At 73.8% G+C, this 20,088-nt stretch carries 17 protein-coding genes; 13 read left to right on the forward strand and 4 right to left on the reverse strand.

Annotated features, from left to right (window positions below; translation table 11 throughout):
* The 8 genes from J5Y04_RS37450 to J5Y04_RS37485 all read left to right on the forward strand — a co-directional run.
* Positions 1 to 326, forward strand: a 326-nt coding sequence (locus J5Y04_RS37450; protein ID WP_374106199.1) for a hypothetical protein, incomplete at its 5' end; no start/stop codon positions are given.
* Between the two features lie 215 nt (positions 327 to 541).
* The gene (locus J5Y04_RS37455; protein ID WP_209417052.1) at positions 542 to 1,561 is read left to right on the forward strand and encodes a bile acid:sodium symporter family protein; all 1,020 of its coding nucleotides are present in this window, start codon (positions 542 to 544) and stop codon (positions 1,559 to 1,561) included.
* Positions 1,562 to 1,855: 294 nt separating this feature from the next.
* The gene (locus J5Y04_RS37460) at positions 1,856 to 2,242 is read left to right on the forward strand and encodes a hypothetical protein (protein WP_307853505.1); all 387 of its coding nucleotides are present in this window, start codon (positions 1,856 to 1,858) and stop codon (positions 2,240 to 2,242) included.
* 26 nt (positions 2,243 to 2,268) lie between these two features.
* On the forward strand, positions 2,269 to 2,691 hold the full coding sequence (locus tag J5Y04_RS37465; RefSeq protein ID WP_307853506.1) for a hypothetical protein: 423 nt from the start codon (positions 2,269 to 2,271) through the stop codon (positions 2,689 to 2,691).
* 288 nt (positions 2,692 to 2,979) lie between these two features.
* The gene (locus J5Y04_RS37470; protein WP_209417010.1) at positions 2,980 to 4,476 is read left to right on the forward strand and encodes an IPT/TIG domain-containing protein; all 1,497 of its coding nucleotides are present in this window, start codon (positions 2,980 to 2,982) and stop codon (positions 4,474 to 4,476) included.
* A gap of 608 nt (positions 4,477 to 5,084) precedes the next feature.
* Positions 5,085 to 6,116 (forward strand): hypothetical protein, encoded by a 1,032-nt coding sequence (locus J5Y04_RS37475; RefSeq protein WP_307853507.1) that lies wholly within the window; start codon positions 5,085 to 5,087, stop codon positions 6,114 to 6,116.
* Positions 6,117 to 6,217: 101 nt separating this feature from the next.
* Positions 6,218 to 7,912 carry an Ig-like domain-containing protein gene (locus J5Y04_RS37480; RefSeq protein WP_209417011.1) on the forward strand — a complete coding sequence of 565 codons (1,695 nt, stop codon included), beginning with the start codon at positions 6,218 to 6,220 and terminating at the stop codon, positions 7,910 to 7,912.
* A gap of 345 nt (positions 7,913 to 8,257) precedes the next feature.
* A complete protein-coding gene (locus J5Y04_RS37485) occupies positions 8,258 to 9,793 on the forward strand; it encodes a carboxylesterase/lipase family protein (RefSeq protein ID WP_209417012.1) in 1,536 nt (511 codons plus the stop codon).
* Between the two features lie 267 nt (positions 9,794 to 10,060).
* Here the strand turns inward: J5Y04_RS37485 and J5Y04_RS37490 are convergent, their stop codons facing one another.
* The 3 genes from J5Y04_RS37490 to J5Y04_RS37500 form a co-directional block, all read right to left on the reverse strand.
* The gene (locus J5Y04_RS37490; RefSeq protein WP_209417013.1) at positions 10,061 to 10,837 is read right to left on the reverse strand and encodes a MerR family transcriptional regulator; all 777 of its coding nucleotides are present in this window, start codon (positions 10,835 to 10,837) and stop codon (positions 10,061 to 10,063) included.
* Positions 10,838 to 10,938: 101 nt separating this feature from the next.
* A complete protein-coding gene (locus tag J5Y04_RS37495; protein ID WP_209417014.1) occupies positions 10,939 to 12,060 on the reverse strand; it encodes a serine hydrolase in 1,122 nt (373 codons plus the stop codon).
* Between the two features lie 78 nt (positions 12,061 to 12,138).
* A complete protein-coding gene (locus J5Y04_RS37500) occupies positions 12,139 to 12,729 on the reverse strand; it encodes a hypothetical protein (protein WP_209417015.1) in 591 nt (196 codons plus the stop codon).
* A 323-nt stretch (positions 12,730 to 13,052) separates the two neighbouring features.
* Between J5Y04_RS37500 and J5Y04_RS37505 the strand changes: the two genes are divergently transcribed.
* Positions 13,053 to 13,871, forward strand: a complete 819-nt coding sequence (locus J5Y04_RS37505) for a DUF4389 domain-containing protein (RefSeq protein WP_209417016.1) — start codon at positions 13,053 to 13,055, stop codon at positions 13,869 to 13,871.
* A gap of 540 nt (positions 13,872 to 14,411) precedes the next feature.
* Positions 14,412 to 15,272: a YhjD/YihY/BrkB family envelope integrity protein gene (locus J5Y04_RS37510; RefSeq protein ID WP_307853508.1), complete on the forward strand. Its 861-nt coding sequence runs from the start codon at positions 14,412 to 14,414 to the stop codon at positions 15,270 to 15,272.
* Between the two features lie 46 nt (positions 15,273 to 15,318).
* Here the strand turns inward: J5Y04_RS37510 and J5Y04_RS37515 are convergent, their stop codons facing one another.
* Complete coding sequence (locus tag J5Y04_RS37515) at positions 15,319 to 16,002, reverse strand: DUF6215 domain-containing protein (protein ID WP_209417017.1); 684 nt, start codon at positions 16,000 to 16,002, stop codon at positions 15,319 to 15,321.
* 406 nt (positions 16,003 to 16,408) lie between these two features.
* Here J5Y04_RS37515 and J5Y04_RS44080 point away from each other — a divergent pair, with 406 nt between their 5' ends.
* The 3 genes from J5Y04_RS44080 (at position 16,409) to J5Y04_RS37530 (ending at position 20,058) form a co-directional block, all read left to right on the forward strand.
* On the forward strand, positions 16,409 to 17,137 hold the full coding sequence (locus tag J5Y04_RS44080) for a serine hydrolase (protein WP_374106200.1): 729 nt from the start codon (positions 16,409 to 16,411) through the stop codon (positions 17,135 to 17,137).
* The gene (locus tag J5Y04_RS37525) at positions 17,034 to 18,611 is read left to right on the forward strand and encodes an alpha/beta fold hydrolase (protein ID WP_374106202.1); all 1,578 of its coding nucleotides are present in this window, start codon (positions 17,034 to 17,036) and stop codon (positions 18,609 to 18,611) included. Before J5Y04_RS44080 ends, J5Y04_RS37525 begins: the two co-directional genes overlap by 104 nt.
* A 205-nt stretch (positions 18,612 to 18,816) precedes the next feature.
* Positions 18,817 to 20,058, forward strand: a complete 1,242-nt coding sequence (locus tag J5Y04_RS37530) for a glycosyltransferase (RefSeq protein ID WP_209417019.1) — start codon at positions 18,817 to 18,819, stop codon at positions 20,056 to 20,058.
* The last annotated feature ends 30 nt before the right edge of the window (positions 20,059 to 20,088 follow it).

A 20,088-nucleotide genomic window follows, 5' to 3' on the forward strand; every position in this document is an offset into this window, starting at 1 on the left:
CCTCCTCCGCCGTGCCCGTGCGGGCGGCGGTCCGGCGGCGGCTGGCCGTCGCCGGGCTGGCCGGGGCGTGGGCGGCGCTCGGCGGCGTCGCCCCGCCGGCGGCGGCGGAGGGCGGCCTGATCACCGTGATCGACAACTCGCACGCGGACTCACTGATCCGGGCCGACTCTCTGGTCCAAGCGGACTCCCTGCTGGAGGTTGACCGGACCGCCAATCTCCAGACCGGAAAGGGCACGGCGGGCAGCGACCACGACGGCACCGGCGCACTGGTGGGCGATCTCCTGCTGGCCGCGCCGCCCGCCCCGGCGACAGGGGGCGGCGGATGAGCGATGGACTTCAGCACCGGGCTCCTCCTCCACCTCCACCGCCCCAGTCGCCATCCCAGTCGCCGCCGCAGTCGCCGCCGACGACAGGGACGGAGGACGCAGCGCAGTCCTCGGGGGCCAGGAGGCAGGCGCGGGTGCGGGCACGAGTGCAGGCACGGGCGCGGGTGTGGGCACAGGCGTGGCCCGGAGCCTGGCCGCGATGGCTCGACCCGTACATGGCCGCGCTCGCCGGCACCGTCCTGTTCGCCGCACTGCTCCCGGCCACCGGCCGGGCCGCCCGGGTGGCGGAGCAGGCCTGCGACCTCGCGGTCGCGCTGCTCTTCTTCCTCTACGGTGCCCGGCTGTCCTCCCGCGAGACGCTGGCCGGGCTCCGCCACCTCCGCCTGCACGGGCTGGTGCTCATCTGCACCTTCGTCCTCTTCCCCCTGCTCGGGCTGGCCACCGCCGTGCTGACGCCCGCTCCACTCACCGGGCAGTTGCAGACCGGGGTGCTGTTCCTCTGCCTGGTCCCGTCAACGGTGCAGTCCTCGGTGGCGCTGACCGGCGCCGCCCGGGGCAACGTGCCGGCCGCGATCTGCGCGGGTACCTACTCCAGCCTGGCCGGTCTCGTCCTGACGCCGCTGCTGGCCGCCTGGCTGCTGGGTGCGCACGCCGCCCTCTCCCCGGACGGCCTGGCCCGGATCGGCCTGCAGCTCCTCGCGCCCTTCCTCGCCGGGCAGTTGCTACGGCCGCGCGTCGGCGGGTTGCTGGCCCGGCACAAACGGCTGCTCACCCCGGTGGACCGGGGCTCGATCCTGCTCGTCGTCTACACCGCCTTCAGCGCGGCGGTCGCGCAGGGCATCTGGAGCAGGACGACGCCCACCGCACTGCTCGGTCTGCTGGGCGTGCTACTCGCCCTGCTCGCCGCCGCCCTCGGCTTCGCCAGGCTCGGCGCCCGGGTCCTCGGCCTCGACCGGCAATCCGGGATCGCCGCCGTCCTCTGCGGCTCACAGAAGAGCCTGGCGAACGGACTGCCGATGGCCACCGTGCTGTTCGGCCCCGAGGCCGGACTGCTGGTGCTGCCGCTGATGGCGTACCACCAACTCCAGCTGGTCGCCGGGACGTTCCTGGCCGGCCGCTGGTCCCGGGCCCCGGACACCTCCGGAGGCAGGCCCCTCGACACCCGACACCGGGGCGAGACCGGCCGACCGGAGGGAGCGATCAGCTCGCCCGACGTGCAACGAGCCCCCGGCTGATGCGCCGGCCCGGGCCTGCACCGCCCGCCCGGGCTGCCCGGGCTCCCCTGGCTGCCCGACAGGCCGCAGCGAGAGGCCGACAGCGACAGGCACGCTCCGACGGGGCCGTGCGGACGAGGCCCGGCGACAAGGGCTCCACCCGTTCAAGCGCCTCGCCGTCCGCTGGGAACGACGCCTCGACCTCCACAACGCTCTCGTCTCACTCGCCTGCGGACTCATCTACCGACGACGACTCGACAACCAGGTAGCGTGATCGTCCTGTCGCTCGGATGAGTAGCGGGAGAGGCTGAGGCAGTGCCGGAACACGTGGTGGCAAGCGAAGTCTTGACCAAGCGCGAGATCGATCTGCTACGGCGTGCGCTCCTTGAATGGGGTGGGCCGGCTCGGTGCAGCGATCAGCTCGCCGTCGGCATGGGGTTCGCGGGCGCCCGAGATCTGCTCGACCAGTGCCGCAGACTACGGGACGAACTCTCCAACGACGCCCCTCTGAACGCGGCGGACTGGGCACGTACCCTCCTGGCAGCGGAGATCGTCTTCGTCAGCGACCTCGCAGGCTCGGGCGTCGAATGGCCGACGACCACGGGACTCTCCGACGAGACGACGATCGGTATGCTGCGGTCGGTCCGGCGGAAGCCGGCCACGACCGTCAGCCCCTTCTACGGAAGGCGCCCGAGCGAGTAGCAAGGGCGGCCTCCGCTCAGGATCCTGTGACGAGTTCCCAGGATGATCAGATGTTCAATCGGGTTGAGGTCAAGGTGCTGCCGCCAGGACGACGGTGGGCGGCCCGGTTGCAGCTGCGGATCGATGGCGAGGACGTGGTGGCGGACGCCGTCGGCGCAGGGGGCCGCGGCCTGCTGGCGGACGAGGCGCTGCCCGCCACGGGCCACGGGTCCCTGTGGGCGACGGGCAAGGGCCGGCGCGTGGTGCTGGGCGAACCCGAGTGCACGGGCGGGTGTTGCGGTTTTCTCTCGGTGTTCGTGCAGCGGCACGGGGGCATCGTGGAGTGGTCCTACGGGCAGATGCCCGGCGACGAACCGCGGCTCCCGGATTTCCACTTCGATGCAGATCAGTACGACGCCGCAATGGCCCGGTCTTCGGCAGACCGGTGGCAGCAGGTCTCCCCGGAGTAGTGCCGCCCGGCCGTCAGCCGGATTGACCGCGGCCCGACGTCCAGCGGTCGGGCCGCACCATCCGCGTCCCCGCGCGGCCCCGGGGCCGCAGCCGGCCACTGCACGACGCGGTGGCCGGCCCGTCCCGGAAGGAGCAGACACGCCGGTCCTGCGGCGAGGACGTTGGTCCAGTGGCCTGAAACCCGGCCCCCGGGGGCCCGCGTACCCCCAGTCGCTCACGACCGAAAATAGATTGAATGCGACCGATTTGGCTCGTTAGGTGCTCATATGAGCGCCAGAGGAGTGATCATGACGGTAGATTCGACCGCGCCGACGGCCGCAGTGGCCATGACCCTGGCCGCACTCGCGGCGACCGGGGCGACCCCGCGCCCGTCCGGTGAGAGCGTGACGACGCAGAAGCTGCGCATCGCCACCGGCATCAAGCAGCAACTGTCCGACCCCGCCCTGGCGACCAAGGGCACGTGGCAGCTGGCCTGGCTCGCGCTGAGCCCGGACAACGCGAACATGGCGTACATCGCCAAGGACACCTCCGGCTCGAACGCGTTCGCCGTGGTCGTGCGCGGGACGGTCGCCAACGCGATCGACACCCTGGAGGACCTCGACGTCGGCACGGTGGTCCCGTTCACCGTGGGCGGAGGATCGCCGGTCTCCATCTCGAAGGGCGCCATGACGGCGTTCACCCAGGTCGCCGGCATGACCGACGGGTCCCCGGGGGCGGGTGCCAACCTCCTGCGGGCGCTCACCCTGCTCCTGACGGACGCGCCCCCGCGGGCGACGGTCACCGTGATCGGCCACAGCCTGGGCGGCTGCATCGCCTCCGTGCTCGCGCTGTACCTCCAGGCCCAGAACTGGGGCGGCCTCGCGCCGCAGTTCGGGGTGATCACCTTCGCCGCCCCCACCGCCGGGCTGAAGGACTTCGCCGACCGCTTCAACTCCGTGCAGTGGAACGTGAACCAGGGGTACGTCAACAACTACGACATCGTGCCCCGGGCCTGGGCCGACCTGAACACGGCCAAGAAGTGGTACCCCGCCACCCACGGGCCGGTCGCGCCCGCCGACGTCAAGGACGTCCTCATCCCGGAGATCGAGGCCCTCACCGGACCCAACGTCTACGTCCAGCCGAACAACGTCATGCCGCCCCTGAACCCCAACTACGACACCTTCGACCCCGCCGTGGTCAAGAGCTCGACCGAGGACTTCCTGGCCCAGGTCGCCTACCAGCACGCCAACTCCACCTACCTGGGCCTGCTGAAGGCGCCGCCGGTGCCCACCGGACCGGTGGTGCACGCCATCAGTCCCAACGTCGGGACCGCGGGCACCCAGATCACCATCACCGGGACTGGCTTCGGGCCGGACAGTGTCGTCGACCTCGGCCCGGTCCCGTGCATGAGCAAGGTCGTCAGCAACACCCAGATCATCGCCACCGCCCCCGAGGGGGTCGGCGTCGTCGACGTCAGGGTCACCGGGAGCCTGGGCACGTCCCCGTCCGTCCCGACCGGGCAGTTCGCCTACGGCGGGCCGCAGCCCGTCCTGGTCACCGGCATCTCCCCGAACAACGGAAAAACCGGGCAGACGGTCACCATCACGGGCACGGGCTTCGCCGCCAATCCCACCGTGTACTTCGGGAAGAACCCCGCGACCTCCGCGTTCGTCTCGCCGACCCAGATCACCGCCACGGCGCCCTCGTCGGGCGCCCCCTTCAGCAAGACGGTCGACGTCAGGGTACTGGTGAACGGCTACCTGTCCCCCGCCGTCCCCGTCGACGAGTTCACCTACCCCGGCTGACACCGGGGCCGTCCGGCCGCGCCCCGCACAGCACCTGTGTCACCGGCACCGGGTGCGACCTCAAGAAGGCCTGACCGGCCGCAGCCGGCCCGACCCGGCCCCGATGCAGCACCGGGCGGACGATCCGCACCAGGAGCCTGCGGGGCCCGGCCGTGCCCCACCCTCGACGGCAGGCAGGGCACGCGCGAAGACATCGCCCCAGGGGGCGCGGCACTCATGAGGCCGCGCCCCCGTCTGCTGTCACGGCGGGGGCCTGACGGCACGACGGCGCCGAAGCAGGCTCCCGCAGGTTCGAGGACGAAAGGCCGTCAGCTGTAGCATCCACCAGTCCTTCCTGTGTGATTCACCCGTATCTGCGGCTGCCTCCGGACTACTAGAGTCCGCCTCTGCGAGCCGCGTTGAGCGCCGGCTCGTACGGGTCCCGCCTCCCCACTCCCCAGGCTCCCCAGCCGTCGTCGGACCCGTGACGGCCGCACCCCGCCGCGGTCGGTCTTCTCCTGTACGGCTTTCGTCCGCGCTGCCTCCTCCCGTGTGCAGCGCTGTAGATCAGAGAGGGAGAGTCCGATGAGGACCAGTTCCTGCCGCGTCTGGTGGCCGGAAGGGCGCTGGTGACAGCCGCCCTGCTGGCCCTGGCGGTGCCCGGGGTCGCGTACGCCAACACCGTGGGCGTGACCGTGAAGACCCCCGGCGCCACCGCCGGGCCCGCCACCACCTTTTCCGAGATCTCGACCCACGCGGACTGCAGCAGCGGTCTCGCCTCCGGCGGCGGCATCAACCAGGCCATCGGTACCGGTACGTCGTCCAACGGCAACCACGTGAACGGCACCGGGCCCAGCCCCGACGGCTCCACCGAGTACACCGGCTCCACCGGCGTCGTCGGCACCGACAACACGCACTGGCTCGGCATCGGTGGCAGCGGCGGCGCGGTGAACAGCTCGTTCTCGTCCACCCCGTACGCGGTCTGCTTCACCAGCAACCTGATCAACCACACCCAGACCCTCATGAACAAGGCCGCCGGGCCGACCAGCTCGTCGGCACCCCTCGCGGTCACGGCGACCTGCCCGGCCAACACCGTCCTGCTCGGCGGCGGCGCCCGGACCACCCCGGCCGACGTCGGCAGCCTCAAGCCGATCGCGAGCTTCCCCACCTTCAACAACTCCGCGCACGACTACGGCCTGAAGGCCGCGGCCGACGGCGACGGCAACCCCGACTCCTGGACGGCGGTCGGCTACAACGGCGGCGGTGGCGGCACCACCAACACCACGTACGCGTACGCGATCTGCAGCGGAAACGGCATCAACGTCGGTGGCGTCACCGTGAAGGTCCACTACAGCGAGGTGAGCGGCCCGACCTCGGCGACCACGGGCCAGACCGTGACCGTGGGCTGCGGGAACGACGGCAAGCTGGTCAGCGGCGGCGCCGCCATCAGCGGAGGCAGCGTCACGACCACCGACTTCACCGGGCCGGGCTCGGGCGGTGACCACCTCAACGGCAGCTTCCCCAGCGACAACAGCGGCAACCCCGTCGGCGACGGGACCACGTCGGCCGCGTACTGGACCGCCTACACCCACACCGGCGGTGCCGGCTCCCCCAACACCTACTCGGACGTCTGGGCGCTCTGCGCCAACGACGGCGTCTGAGCCACCGGTCGGACCCGGTCCGCAGGCGGGCCCGTCCCGCCTGCGGATCCCCCTCCCGTCACCCCGGTCTCCCCGAGGACCGGAGAGAAAGCGTCGACTCCATGAGCAACAACGATCCGAAGCCCCGTCGGACGATATTCAGATCCAGGATGATCTCGGCGGCCGGCACCACGGGCCTCGTCGCCGCCGCGATCGTGCCCCTCACCGCGTCCGCGGCCACAGCGAGCGCGGCCGCGCCCTGCGGCACCGGTGGCGTCTTCACCACGGCACCGCAACCCACCTGCACCTACGACTCCGTCGGTTCGGACACCTTCACCGTCCCGGACGGCGTGACAGCGGTGACCGTCGACCTGTACGGCGCCGAGGGCGGCAGCGCGGCGGGCTTCATCACGCCGCACCCCGCGGCCGACGGAGCGCCCGGCGGCCTCGGCGGCGAGACCCGCGCGACCCTGCCCGTGACCCCGGGCCAGACCCTCCAGCTCACCGTGGGCGCGGCCGGCATCCCCGGCTCCTCCCGGCACGGTGAGTTCGCCCGCCCCGGCGGCACCGGGCACGGCCGCGGCGGCGGCGGCGCCCACGGCGGCGGAGGCTCGGGCGGCGGCGGCTTGGACGTGCGGGTGGGCGCGTTCGGCGGCGACGACCGCGTCCTGGTCGCGGGTGGCGGCGGCGGCGCCGGCAACGGCGGTCCCAGCCTCCGGGGCGGCGCGGGCGGCGGCGAGACCGGCCAGGACGGCGGCCAGAGCAACGGCCCGCTGGGCTCCGGCCTCGCGGGCGCCGGCGGCAACGGCGGTGGGGGCGGCCCGGGCGGCGGCGGTGGCGGCGGCGGCTGGCACGGCGGTGGCGGCGGCTCCGGCGGCGGCAACCCGGGCTACTTCCCGGGCGCCGGCGGTGGCGGCGGCAGCAGCTACGCGGTGCCGTCGGCGACCGACGTCTCGCTCCTCCAGGGCGTCAACCACGGCAACGGCAAGGCCGTCATCACCTTCCGGTACGGGACTTCGGTCACGCTCGGCGCGGACACCGCGACCCCGCTGTTCGGCCACTCCGTCCAGGTGACGGCCACCGTGGCCCCGGCCGGCGCGGGCGCGGGCACCCCGACCGGGTCGGTCACCTTCTCCGACGGGACGGCCACGCTGGCGACCGTGCCGCTCAACGGCGGCAGGGCGACCTTCACCACCGGCAAGTTCCAGCCCGGGGCGCACCCGATCACCGCCACCTACGGCGGCGACCCCGCCTTCACGGCGGGCGCCACGGCCGCGCCCACCGACGTCACCGTCGGCTTCAGCGGGCCGTGCACCACGGACCACGACGGCCCGCTGACCGTGGCCGCCGGCCAGTCGCTGTGCATCGCTCCCGGCGGTCGGCAGAACGGCCCGGTGGAGGTGCGGCCCGGCGGAGCGCTGGCGGTGTCGGGTGCGCAGATCAACGGCCCGGTGGCCGCGAACGGCGCCCTCGCGGTCACCGTCTGCCACTCGGCCCTCGCCGCGCCGGTGGCCCTAACGGGCACCAGCGGCTTCGTGCTGCTGGGCGGCGGCGAGCGGACGGACTGCGCGGGCAACGCCTTCAATGCCCCGCTGACCCTGGAGCGCAACACCGGCGGCCTGAAGGCATCGTCCAACACGATGTCCGCGCCGGTGACGATCAACGACAACAGCGGCAGCGGCCTGCTCCCCGAGGACCTGGTCCCGGAGTTCGAGGGCAACCAGGTCGGGGCGCCGCTGCGCTGCGCGGGCAACGCACCCACCCTGCAGCAGTCCGGCAACACCGTGACCGGACCGCGCAGCGGGCAGTGCAAGTGACCTGAGCCCGGGGCCCCGCCCGGCCGGCGCGGGTCGGCGTGGTGCCGTCCCGTCACAGGGGACGGCACCACCCGGGCCCGGGCAGCAGACGTCGACGCCTGCTGCCAGGGCCCTGCGCCGAGGAAGCGCCGGCCCTCGCGGCGGGCCCACCGCCGGGGCCCACCGCCGGGGCCCACCGCCGGGCCAATTCGCTTCCGACGAGCGGACCCGGGACGGTACCGTCCTCGGGACAGATCCGGACGAGCTGCCGCATGACCTCCGGCGGCTTCCGGACGATGCGCACCCGGTCCCTTGCGGGGCCGGGCGGCGACGTGGCCGCTCCACCTGCCGGAGAGGAAGCCCGCAGTGACCGCCACCGCACCGAGGCCGTCCGAGGCCGCACCCGAAGTCCGTACGGCGGCCGGTGCCCTGCGCGGCAGCCGCGAGGCCGGCCTGGCGGTCTTCCGGGGCATCCCGTACGCCGAGCCACCGGTCGGTGCGCTCCGTTTCGCCGAACCCCGGCCGGTACGGGGCTGGGCGGGGGTGCGGGCGGCCGTGTCGTACGGGCCACCGCCACCGCAGGCCGGGGTCTTCGGCATGGAAGCGCCGTCGCAGGAGGCGGCGGGTGACGACTGGTTGACGGTCAACGTCTGGTCGCCCGAGCCGGTCCCGGGGGCGGGTCTCCCCGTCATGGTGTGGATCCCCGGCGGCGCGTACGTGATCGGCACGTCCAGCCTCCCGGAGTTCGACGGCGGCCGCCTGGCCGCCGGCGGTGTCGTCCTCGTGACCCTCAACTACCGCCTGGGTCTGGAGGGCTTCGCGCAGATCGAGGGCGCCCCCGCGAACCGGGGCCTGCTCGACCAGGTCGCCGGCCTGCGGTGGGTGCGCGAGAACATCCGGGCCTTCGGCGGCGACCCGGACCGGGTCACGGTCTTCGGCCAGTCGGCGGGCGGCGGATCGGTCGCCGCGCTGCTGGCCATGCCCCGGGCGGCCGGGTTGTTCCGCCGGGCCGTCGCGCAGAGCCTGCCGGGGACGTTCTTCTCGCCCGAACTGGCCGCCGACATCGCCACCGCCTGCGCCACCGAGCTGGGGCTGCGGCCCACGGTGGCCGACCTGTCCACGGTGGCCCCGCCCCGGCTGCCCGCCGCGGGCGACGCGGTGTCCGCGAAGATCGAGCAGTGGCGGGAACGCTGGGGGCCGATCGCGTACCGGCCGATCCCGTTCGCGCCCGTCGTCGACGGCGACGTCCTGCCGACCACGCCCTGGCAGGCACTGGCCGACGGCGCCGCCCGGGACGTCGATCTCCTCGTCGGCCACGTCCGTGACGAGCACCGGCTGTTCAGCCTGATCGACGGCGTGCTCGGCCAGGTGACCCAGGAGCAGGCCGACGCCGCCCTGCGCACCCTCGCCCCCGGCCCGGACGGCGCGCAGCGGTACCGCGAGGGCTTCCCGTCGGCAGGCCCGGAGGAGCTGTACGAACTGGTCAACGCCGACTGGCTGTTCCGGATGGCGTCCCTCCGACTCGCGCAGGCGCACACCACCGCCGGCGGCCGGACCCACGTCTACGAGCTGACCTGGCCCGCCCCGGGCCTGGGGGGTGCACTCGGTGCCTGCCACGGCCTGGACGTGCCGCTCGTGTTCGGCAACCTGAGCAGCGGGCAGCCCGCCCTGCTGATCGGCGAGGCCCCCTCCCCCGAGGCGGAGGAGCTGTCCGCACGGATCCGCGCCGCGTGGACGGCCTTCGCCGCCGACGGCGACCCCGGGTGGCCCGCCTACGACGTCCGGCAACGCCTCGTCCAGCTCTTCGACGCACGACCGGCCGTCACGGCCTACCCGGAGGAGACCTCCCGGCTGCTCTGGCAGAACCACACCTTCCCGGCGCTCCCACTGGCCGAGCGGTAGCGGGAGTGCCGCAACGGGAGTACGGAGGCGGGAGTTCCGTAGCGGGAGTGCAGGAGCGGCCGGAGCAGCAGGGAGTTCGGACCTCGCACGGCACCCGACGATCACCCCGCGGGTGGGCGGTACGAGGTCCGCAGGACCCGGCTCCCGCTCCCCCGGCGTCTCCTCGGCTTCCCGGGGCCGGCCTCGCCCTGCACTCCGACGGTGCCTTCGGCGCCGACCTGCACCAGGACCTGCTCGATCCGGCCCTGCCGTGGCATCCGGCTCCCGTCACCGGTGGGGGACGGGTACCCCTGCGGATCTGAGTCTCGCCTCCGTGAGTGCGGTCAGCCGGGCCGCGATCGGCGCCTGGTCCATGCGATGGTCGTTGATCAGCCGGTACTGGGCGGAGGCGTTCGCCCAGGCCTGCCGGCTGGTGGGGTTCTCCAGCCGCGCGTGGTTGGCGAGGTAGTGCTCGGCCATGGCGGTCGCGAGTTCCTCGATCCTCGGGTCGTCCGGGTCCCAGGCCTCCGCCTCCCAGCCGCGCTTGGCCAGGTCGATGTACGCGGGGTCGCCGAGGGAGTGTTCGAGCTGGGTCAGGAAGCCGTCGAAGCCTTCCGGCACCAGTGCCCGGATCAGCACCAGGGCCTCGCGTTGCCCGGCCACGTACTCGGGATCGAAGCCGAGGCCGGACATCCGCTCCAGGACCGCGCAGGCGCGGTCGGGCAGCAGGGCGCGGTCGCCGTCGGCGAGCCGGTGCAGCGTGTCACGACGCGCGGTCAACTCCGCGATCCGGTCGGTCAGCCGCCGCTCGACGTCCGCGAGGGAGGCCGCGAACCGATCGGCGTCGGCGTCGAGCAGGGGCCCGATCTCGGCCAACGGTACGCCGGCGGTGGCCAGTGTCCGGACCTGGACGAGCCGCAGCAACTCGTCCGATCCGTACCGCCGGTATCCGGAGCCGTCGCGTTCCGGCTCCTCGACCAGACCGAGCCTGTGGTAGTGCCGCACCGTCTTCACCGTGACGCCGACGAACGCCGCCGCCTGCCCGATCGTGATTCCGCTCTTCATCTCCCCAGCCTGCCTCGTGCTCTGACTCCGCGACAACGCACACCGTCCGATGCGGCTGCGGAGGCGGTCCCCGCTCCTCTTGGCGTGCGCGTCGCAGGTGGTCACCCCGCCGGCTGGGCCGGACCGGCCTGCCCGCCGCGGAACACCTCGTTGACGAGCCTCTGTTGGGCGCTCTGGAACGCCGTGGCGATCGACAGGTCGGCGTCGCCCACACAGGTCAGCCCGGCGGTCAGGGTCCTGCCGCCGTCGGGTGAGCTGTACATCAGCGCCCCGCTGCCCGCCATGCCGCCGTTGTGGTGGAAGACGGTACCGCCGCCCGCGCCCAGGTCCTGCGCGAACACCCCCAGGCCGTAGCCGACCGTCGCCTCCGGCGTGCGCATCTCGGCCAGCAGCCCCGCCGGCAGGAGCCTGCCGCCCATCAACGCGGAGAAGTACGTGTGCAGGTCCCGAGTGGTCGAGATCATGTCGCCACCCGCCGAAACCCACGAGGGGTTCTCCCGGGTGATGTCGACCGTCCTCTCCTGCCCGGCGTCGTCATAGCGGTAGTAGCAGTGGTTGTGCGGCTCCGGGATCTCCGGCGAGGTGCCCGGCGCCACGGTTCCGGTCAGCCCCAGCGGCGCCAGGACCAGCCGGCGCAGCTCCTCGGCGAACGGACGGCCGGTGACCTTCTCGACCACCAGCCGGGCCAGCACGTAGTTGGTGTTGGCGTAGCTCCAGCGCGTCCCGGGCGCGAACCGCGCGGGCTTGGACATCGACAGCCGCACCAGCTCCTCGGGCTGGTAGGTCCTGAACCGGTTCTCCACCCACTCCTTGCCCCGCCAGGGGACTCCCGGCTCGAACGTCCCGTCCTCGTTGAGCTCGCCGGTGTGGTTGAAGATCCCGCTGGTGTGCTGGAGCAGCATCCGCACCGTGATCCGCCGGTCCAGCCCGAACCCGGGGACGTAGTCGTCGGCCGGCGTGTCCAGACCGATCCTGCCCTCGGCCACCAGCAGGAGCACCGAGGTCGCGACGAAGTTCTTGGTGGTGCTGCCGATCCGGAAGTGCCCGTCGGTCAGCGTCCTGGCACTGCGGCCCAGCTCGCGCACCCCGGCGCTGCCGACCCACTCGCCCTGCTCGTCGTTCACCCGCAGCTGTACTCCGACGAACCCGGACTCGACGATCTCCTCGATCGCCTTCTGCAACTCCGGGCGATCCTGCCCCTGACCGGAATGGGTGATGGACATGGTGCTCCTTCAGATCCGCTGTGCTCGGAGCGGCTTCGTGCCGCTGCGACGAGCTTCCACCCTGACCCGAGGTCAACCTCAACCCTCCTGACCCGGCTCCCGGCCCGCCGCCCGTGGGCCGGGTGCTCGTGGGCCGGGTGGCGCGCCTGTTGCGGGCGTGCCGGCAGGGGTGGCGTCCACGTCCGTAGCGGGGGCGGGGGGAGCAGAGGCGCTGGTGGGGCCGGGGGCGGCGCCGTGGAAGGTACGCCACGTCAGCCCCTGGTCGTGGGCGCGGGCCGAGGAGGGCGGCTCACCCGGCCAGGCGCCCAGGTACCAGAGCTGGATCAGGGCGTGTTCGTCCCGGACGCGGCGGTCCAGCAGGGTGCGGTGGTGTTCGCGGGCCATGCCGGTGGCGCGCAGCTCGGCCTCGTCGAAGCCGGTCAGCTCGGCCGAGACCCGGAGGAAGGCGTCGAAGTCGGAGAGGTCGTCGTGGTCCGTTCCGAAGCCGTGGAGACCGTCGCCTTCGCAGTCGTCATCACCGTCGAGCTCGGCCCGGCGGACGTCGAACCCGTCGTGGTGACCGCTGTGACCGTTGTGCCCGTCGTAGCCGTCATGACCGTCGTAGCCGTCGTGGCTGTGACCGTCGTGGCTGTGACCGTCATGGCCGTCATGGCCGTCGTTCGCCGGCAACCGGGCACCCCCGCACGTGAGCACTGCATGGCCGAGGCATGACATGCGGACGGCGCGGTCCGCCGCCGTCGGGTGGTCCTGCCCCGGGGTGATCCTGCCGTCCGGTGCCCCGCCGTACGACGCGATGCCCGAAACTGCTCCGCCTTGGGCGGTCTCCGACCGTCCGGAGTTCTTGCGGGATCGCGCCGAGGCCGGACGTGCACACATCGACGCCCGCTCCCCCGGCCGGCGCAGCGCAGCGCGCGGAGGCGGTGGTCGGCTGCGATCTTCGGAGCACACGGCCGGTCCACCACCGTGCCTGGCGTCGAGACCTGGAGGCCCGGATGTGGCAGGCTCCCCCCGCACCCGCACCGTTCGAGACGGAGTGGCTGCCCGTGCTGGACATGCCCGCACCGGGGATGCAGAACCGGCTCACCGTGGCCCTGCGGATCATCCTGCTGATCCCCCAGTTCGTGGTGGTCTGGGTGCTGTCGGTGGTGGCCTTCTTCATCGCCGTACTGGGCTGGTTCGGCGCCCTGGTCCTGGGTCGGCTGCCCGTCTTCGCCTCCGACTACCTGACCGGCTTCGTCCCGTACGAGACGCGGGTCAACGCCTATCTGCTGCTCACCCACGACCGCTATCCGCCGTTCGCGTTCCACACGCCCGACCATCCGGTCCGGGTGGAGTTGCGGCCCGGTGAGCTGAACCGGCTCGCGGTGTTCTTCCGGATCGTGCTGGCGATCCCTGCGATGATCATCCAGAGCGTGCTGTACGCCGGGTGGTGGACGGTCTCGTTCATCAGCTGGCTGGTGGTGCTGATCCTGGGCCGGATGCCGCAACCCCTGTTCGAGGCGACGGCCGCGATCCTGCGCTACCGGATGCGCTACATGGCGTACCTGCTGATGCTCACCTCCGCCTACCCGAAGCGGCTGTTCGGCGAGGAGCCGGGCTCGGTGCCGGGCGGCCCGGTCTCGGCGACCCGCCCGCTGGTCCTCAGCGGGGCCGGGCGCGGCCTGCTGGTCGCGTTCATCCTGATCGGCGTGATCGCCGGGGGAACCAGCTCGATCACCACGGCGGTCACCTCGGACGACGACGACACCAAGCAGGTCACCGGCCCGCTCGTACCGGGCCCGCCGCAGTCCGGGGGCCCGCTCGCCTCCTGAGCCGGGTCGCCCGCGCCCGCCCCGGTGCGCTCCCCCGGACCCACCGGCCCCGGTGGCACCACGCCGAGGGCGGGAGCCACGCAGGGACACCGGGCGGGGGCAACGGGCGTGGACGCCGGCAGGACACCGGGCCTCGTGTCCCCGCAACCGTCACGGCGCCCTCGGCGTCGCAGCGGGCCGGGCCCGGGAGCTCCGTCGGCCGCCCCCGGGGTCCGTCGGCCGCCCCCCGGGAGTCCGTCGACCGGCCCGCCGAAGGCAGACTCGACTCCCTGCGGGGCGAGATCACCGCCCTGTGTGAGCAGACGGCGGCACTCACCCGGCGGGTTGCGGGCCCCGGTCAGGACCCGCCGCGAGAGGATCGCTCCGGCGGCGGTCCGCCGTTCCGGCCCGAGGGTCCCGTCCGGGCACCCGCCGCACCCGCCCGGCTTCCCTCGGCAACACCCCGCCACCGAACACCGGAGGGCCAAAACGACACGGATCAGCCGCGAGACCGTCCTGAGGTGGGCGACCTTCTGGCTCCGCCCGGCGTTCGCGCTGCGCGTGGTCGGCCGGTTCCAGCGACTCGTCGGCTTCGACCGCTCGATGGCCCTGGCCTCCGCCGCACTGACGGCGCTGGTGCCGTTGGCCATCCTCCTCAGCGGTCTCGTGGTCCGCCTGAGCGGCAAGGACGTCGCCGACCGCATCGTCGACCGCTACGACCTCACCGGGGACGGCGCCGAAGCCGTACGCCACCTGTTCTCCTCGTCGAGCGACTGGAGCTCGGTGGGACTCTTCGGGGTCGCCTTCCTACTCGTCTCGGTGCTGAGTTTCGCGCGGGCTGCCCAGAGGCTCTTCGAACAGGGCTGGGAACTACAGCCGTTGAGTGTCCGCAACACGGTGAACGGCCTGAAGTGGATCGCCGTGCTGGCCGTGTACGCCACGCTGAGCGGCTGGGTCCAGGCGGCCATCGGCCGCAGACCGCTGGGGCTCGGAGCAGCCGTCGTGGAGGCGCCGCTGACAGCGGCCCTTCTCATCTGGAGCGGTCGGCTCCTGTCCGCCGGGCGGATTCCACGGCTCGACCTTCTGCCGTTCGGGATCATCGGGGCGGTACTGCTGTCCGGCTACTCGGTGGGCCTGACCGTCTACCTGCCGCACCTCTTCAACTCCTACACGGACCGCTACGGCGCGATCGGGGCGGTCTTCGCCATGCTCTCGGCCCTGTTCGGGGCCATGTTCGCGACCGTGGGCTCGGCAGCGCTCGGCAGGGAGGTGCAGGACGAGCTCGACAGGATCGGGCGCGGCGAGCGCCCTCCGGACAACGAGGTCCGCCAGGAGTGGGACACGGTCATTCGGCAGGCGCGGTCACGCTGGCAGACGACCCGCGGCCAGACCGTCGTGGACCGCCTGACGAGGCGGCGCTGAGCGGCCGACGGTCGGCCGGGCGCAGCGCACCCGGGGCCGGGGTGCGCTACGCCGTCCCCGCGACCCACCCCCGGACCGTCGGCAGCACCTGCTCGGCGATCCGGAACAGGGCAGTCTCGTCCGGGAGCGCGGTGTCCTGGCGCCAGATGGTGAGCTCGAAGGAGCCGCCGCCGGCCTTGGGGTCCTTGGCGACGACGAGGTGCCGCGCGATGCCGCCGGGCCCGCTGGTGGACTTGCCGTTCGTGCTGAAGGCGATCGCCATCGTGTGGTCCGCGTAGGTCGCCGCGGGACGCCCGAGCACCGAGGTCGGCAGGGCCGGCGGTTTCGCGAACGACGCGACGTCCTGGACCGAGAGGTTGCGGTTGTCCGTGATGCGCACGTTGACGGGGCCGAGCTGCACCTGTGCCGAGGCGTCGTACATCTTCGTCCCGTCCGGGAAGGTGAAGGGCCCGCCCCCGGACTGCGCGACCGAGACGTGCTCGGTCGGCGTGCCGAGCAGCGTCGGCAGGTCGGGGCGGTTGAGCGCGGCGCACAGCGCCGGGTACTCGGGCGCGTCCGTCTCCTTGGGCGCGTTGCACGCGGCGGGCTTCTCGTCCCGCGCCGGGGAGTCGCCGACCCCGCCCAGCCCCCACACGAGGGCGATGGCGCCCCCCACCAGTACCAGCGCCGTCACGACCTGGCCGGCCGCGCCCTTCGTGCCGGTGTCGGCCACCACGGAATCGTCGGTCACCTGCTCGTCCCCCGCCCCTGTCCCCCGCTGATGCGTGCCCGTACGGGCTGCGTGATCTTAGCCCAGAGGTCGTGTGCCGCCGACCGTCGGAACGGGCCGGTCGGCCGGGTCCCGACCGCGGGCGGGGGGTGCGGGGGCCGTGTCCGGTCCGCGCGGCCGGTACCTCCTGCCCGAAAGGGAACGTGACGGGTCGGGATGTCCCCCGGCGGTCTCCGGGGGTGTGCTGTCGTGATCTCCGGGTGACCGGTTCCTAGCGTGGACACCATGACAGACCATCAATTCCCTTGGCCCGGGAGCCTCCGGGGCCGAAGCCGTCCGACGCCGTGGATCACGGCGCTCGCCGTGGCCGTGGCCGCCCCGGTGTTGGCGGTCACCCCGGTGGCCTCGGCGGTGGCCGCCGAGCCGGGTGGGTGCGCGGCGACCCGCGCGGCCGTCGGGGCCGCCCTCGCGCAGCTACTACGTCGATCCCGCCTCCCCCGAGGGCGCCCCGCCGGCCGACGGCACCGAGTGGGACACGAGCTTCGGCGGCGCGGGCGGGGCGCTGGTCTCCACGCCCGCCGACGTCGACCGGTTCCTCCGTGGGCTGTTCGGCGGCCGGCTGCTGCCCGCGCGCCGGCTCGCCGAGATGAAGCGCACCGTGCCCGCCGATCCGGAACTCCTCTGGCCCGGCGCCCGGTACGGGCTCGGACTGGTCGCCGGCCCACTGGAGTGCGGCGGGTGGTGGTGGGGACACGGCGGCACGCTGCCGGGCGGGCACCGGTCGCTCGCCGCGGTCGGGCCGGGCGGGCGGGCGGGCGCAGCCTCGCCCTCGCGCTCAACCAGGTCCCCGGGAGCCCGCAGGCCGAGAAGGACCACCGTGCCGTCGCGACCGCCGCGTTCTGCGCGGCCGGCGGCGGATCCGACACCACTGAGGAGACGTCATGATCGACCGCCGAACCCCCGCACAGCCCGCCCCCGGATGGACCGCGGCCGGGCAGCCGGCCGTCCGCCGGGCCACGGCCGCCGGCCTCGCCTTCGCGGCCTGCCTGGCGGTGGTGTCCGCCGCGACCGGCCCCACCGCCCAGGCCGCGCCCGCCGCTCCCGGCGGCGTCGCCGCCGACACCTCCGCGTCCACGTCCGCGTCCGCTGCCGGTGACGCCTCGCCGGACCTCGCCGCCTCCACCACCCCGGGCCTGGAGCGCTACTACGACCAGGCCCTCGACTGGCGCAGCTGCGTCCAGGGCCCGGACGACCAGGTCGGCGCCGGCCTGGAGCAGGCGGGCGCGACCTGTGCCGACGTGACCGTGCCGCTCGACTACGGTGACCCCCGGGGCCGCACCATCACCGTCGCGATCTCCCGGATCAAGGCCACAGACACCCGCCACCGGATCGGCCCGCTGCTGCTCAACGACGGCGGTCCGGGCGGCCAGACCCTCGGGAGCCCGCCGCGCGTCCGTGCGGCGCTCAAGGAGACCGCCGCGCGCTACGACATCATCGGCATGGACCCGCGATTCGTCGGCCGCAGCACCCCGCTGGACTGCGGCTGGCCGGTCGGCACCAATCTCGTCTCGGCGGGCCTGAGCCGGGCGAGCTTCGAGCGGCAGGTCGCCCTCCAGAAGGACCTGGCCGCCAAGTGCCGGGCGGCGGCCGGACCTCTGCTGCCGCACGCGAGCACCCGCAACACGGCGCGCGACATGGACGTCATCCGCGGCGCGCTCGGCGAGCGGAGGATCTCCTACCTGGGGGTCTCGTACGGGACCTACCTGGGCACGGTGTTCACCCAGATGTTCCCCGGCCGCTACGACCGGGTGGTCCTCGACGGGGCGCTCGACCCGCGCACGTACGGGCCGGTGCTGCTGCCGAACCTGCTGGCGGAGAACGAGCAGGCGCTCGCCGGCTGGGCGGCCTGGACGGCGGTCCGCCACGACACCTACGGGCTCGGCCGGACCGCGGACGAGGTGACGGCGGGCATCCGGCGGCTCGTCGAGGCGTCGGCGCGCGCCCCGCTGGCCGTCGGCAGCGGGGCCGACACGTTCCTGCTCGACGACACCCGGGTGCCCTTCCTGCTCTTCGCCGGACTCGCGGACGACACGGACGCCGCGCGCGGGGGCCTGGCGGAGCAGATCGCGGTGCTCGCCGAGGCGGCGGCGGGGCGGCCGGCCCGGCCGTCGGCGGCGTTCACCGCCACGCTGCGGTTCGCGTTCAGCGGGGACGCGTCGCCGACCGGCAGCTCCCAGCAGGCGGTCATCTGTGCGGACGCCACTGCGCCGCGCGACCCCGAGGCGTACTGGCGGGAGATCGAGCGCAGCCGGGGCGAGCACCCGCTGTTCGGCCCGATGGTCCACAACATCAACCCGTGCGCCTTCTGGGACCGCCCGCGCGAGGCCCGCACCGAAGTGCGGCGCGACGCCAAGGTGCTGATAGTCGCCGCGACCGGCGACCCGCGCACCACCTACCGGGACAGCGTCGCGCTGCACGGGCTGCTGCCCGCCTCCCGGTTGCTGACGCTGGAGGGCGCCAACCGGCACGCGCTCTACGGCCTGTACGGCAACGCGTGCGTGGACGACACGGTCAACGCCTATCTGGCAGGGGGCAGGCTGCCGAGCGGGGACCGGACCTGCACCAGGTAGCGGGGCGCCCCAGCCGTCCGGAGGTCCCACCGCCCGGACGGCCGGGGCCTTTTGACGGCCGGTCGCGGCTGCTCGCGGCCGTTCGCGGGTGGTCCAAGGCCGTTCGCGGGTGCTTCGGGCCGTTCGCGGGGGTGGTTCAGGCCGGTCTTCGGGTGCGCGCCCGGTGTCGGTGATCGGGGTGGCGTCCGTCGAGGAGAATCACCGCATGCGGATTCTGATCATCACTGCCGGATCGCGGGGAGACGTCGCGCCGTTCACCGGCCTGGGACGGCGTCTGCTGGACGCCGGTCACGAGGTCACCGTGGCCGCTCATCCGTCCTTCGCCGCCCTCGTCGGCGGGTGCGGCCTCGGCCATCGGCCCCTTCCGGGAGACCCGCAGGACCTGATCCGGTCCTGGTCCCGGGCGGCCTCCCCGCAGGAGGTCCGGGCGCTGAACCGGGCCTACGTGGACGGGCTCGCCGACGGCGTGGCGGAGGCCGTGGCCGACGGCACCGACCTGGTGCTGACCGCCTTCGCCCCCGCACCGCTCGGCCACGTCGTCGGCGAGGCCCTCGGCGTCCCCGTCATCGGCACCCACCTCACACCGGCGCTCGCCACCAGGGAGTTCCCCCTGCCCGGCACGCCGGGTACCGACGACCTGGGGCCGGAGGGGAACCTGGCCGCGGGCCTGGAGGTGGTGGGGCGCCGGGACCGGCTCTTCGCCGGTGCCGTGGCCCGGCTGCGTGCCCGCCTCGGCCTGCCCGCAGGCGCACCGGCGGAACCACTCGCGGGACCACCGGCGGGACCGGCTGCGGGCATCCGGCCGGTCTTCGCCGGCTTCAGCCCGTCGGTGGTGCCGCGCCCGGCCGACTGGCCGTCGCAGGCCGAGGTGACGGGCTACTGGTGGCCGGCCCGGCCGGACGGCTGGCGGCCCCCGGCCGAGTTGGCCGACTTCCTCCAGGCCGGTCCGCCGCCGGTGTTCATCGGGTTCGGCAGCATGGCACCGGGTCACGGGGAACGGTTGAGCGACCTGGTGGCCGCTGCGGTGAAGCGGGCGGGTGTGCGCGCGGTGGTCCAGGCGGGGTGGGCCGGACTGGGCGGCGGTGGCGACGACGTCCTCGCCATCGGGGACGTCCCGCACGACTGGCTCTTCCCGCAGACCGCCGCCGTCGTGCACCACGCCGGGGCGGGCACCACCGGTGCCGGTCTGCGGGCAGGGGTGCCCGCCGTCCCGGTACCCGTCATGGCCGACCAGCCGTTCTGGGCGGCCCGGCTGCACCGGCTGGGGGTCGCTCCCCGGCCCCTGCCGTTCGAGGGGCTCGCCGCCGAGGCCCTCGCCGACGCGATCACCGCCTGCGTGACCGAGCCGGGCCGCCACCGCCGCGCAGTCGAACTCGCCCGCCGCATCGCCGCGGAGGACGGCGCCGCCCCCGTGCTCGCCCACATCGACGCGGCGTACGGCGGGTGAGACCGAGGCCCGGCCGGCTCCCGTCCGGAC

Origin of the sequence: Kitasatospora sp. RG8, from assembly GCF_017813315.1 — a bacterium.
Taxonomy (GTDB): domain Bacteria; phylum Actinomycetota; class Actinomycetes; order Streptomycetales; family Streptomycetaceae; genus Kitasatospora.

What these genes read in the sequence shown, in the direction of transcription:
- J5Y04_RS37455 (WP_209417052.1), top strand. Translation starts at nt 542, where the DNA reads ATGGCCGCGCTCGCCGGCACCGTCCTGTTCGCCGCACTGCTCCCGGCC.
- J5Y04_RS37470 (WP_209417010.1), top strand. Translation starts at nt 2,980, where the DNA reads ATGACGGTAGATTCGACCGCGCCGACGGCCGCAGTGGCCATGACCCTG.
- J5Y04_RS37480 (WP_209417011.1), top strand. Translation starts at nt 6,218, where the DNA reads ATGAGCAACAACGATCCGAAGCCCCGTCGGACGATATTCAGATCCAGG.
- J5Y04_RS37490 (WP_209417013.1), bottom strand. Translation starts at nt 10,837, where the DNA reads ATGAAGAGCGGAATCACGATCGGGCAGGCGGCGGCGTTCGTCGGCGTC.
- J5Y04_RS37495 (WP_209417014.1), bottom strand. Translation starts at nt 12,060, where the DNA reads ATGTCCATCACCCATTCCGGTCAGGGGCAGGATCGCCCGGAGTTGCAG.
- J5Y04_RS37505 (WP_209417016.1), top strand. Translation starts at nt 13,053, where the DNA reads ATGTGGCAGGCTCCCCCCGCACCCGCACCGTTCGAGACGGAGTGGCTG.
- J5Y04_RS37530 (WP_209417019.1), top strand. Translation starts at nt 18,817, where the DNA reads ATGCGGATTCTGATCATCACTGCCGGATCGCGGGGAGACGTCGCGCCG.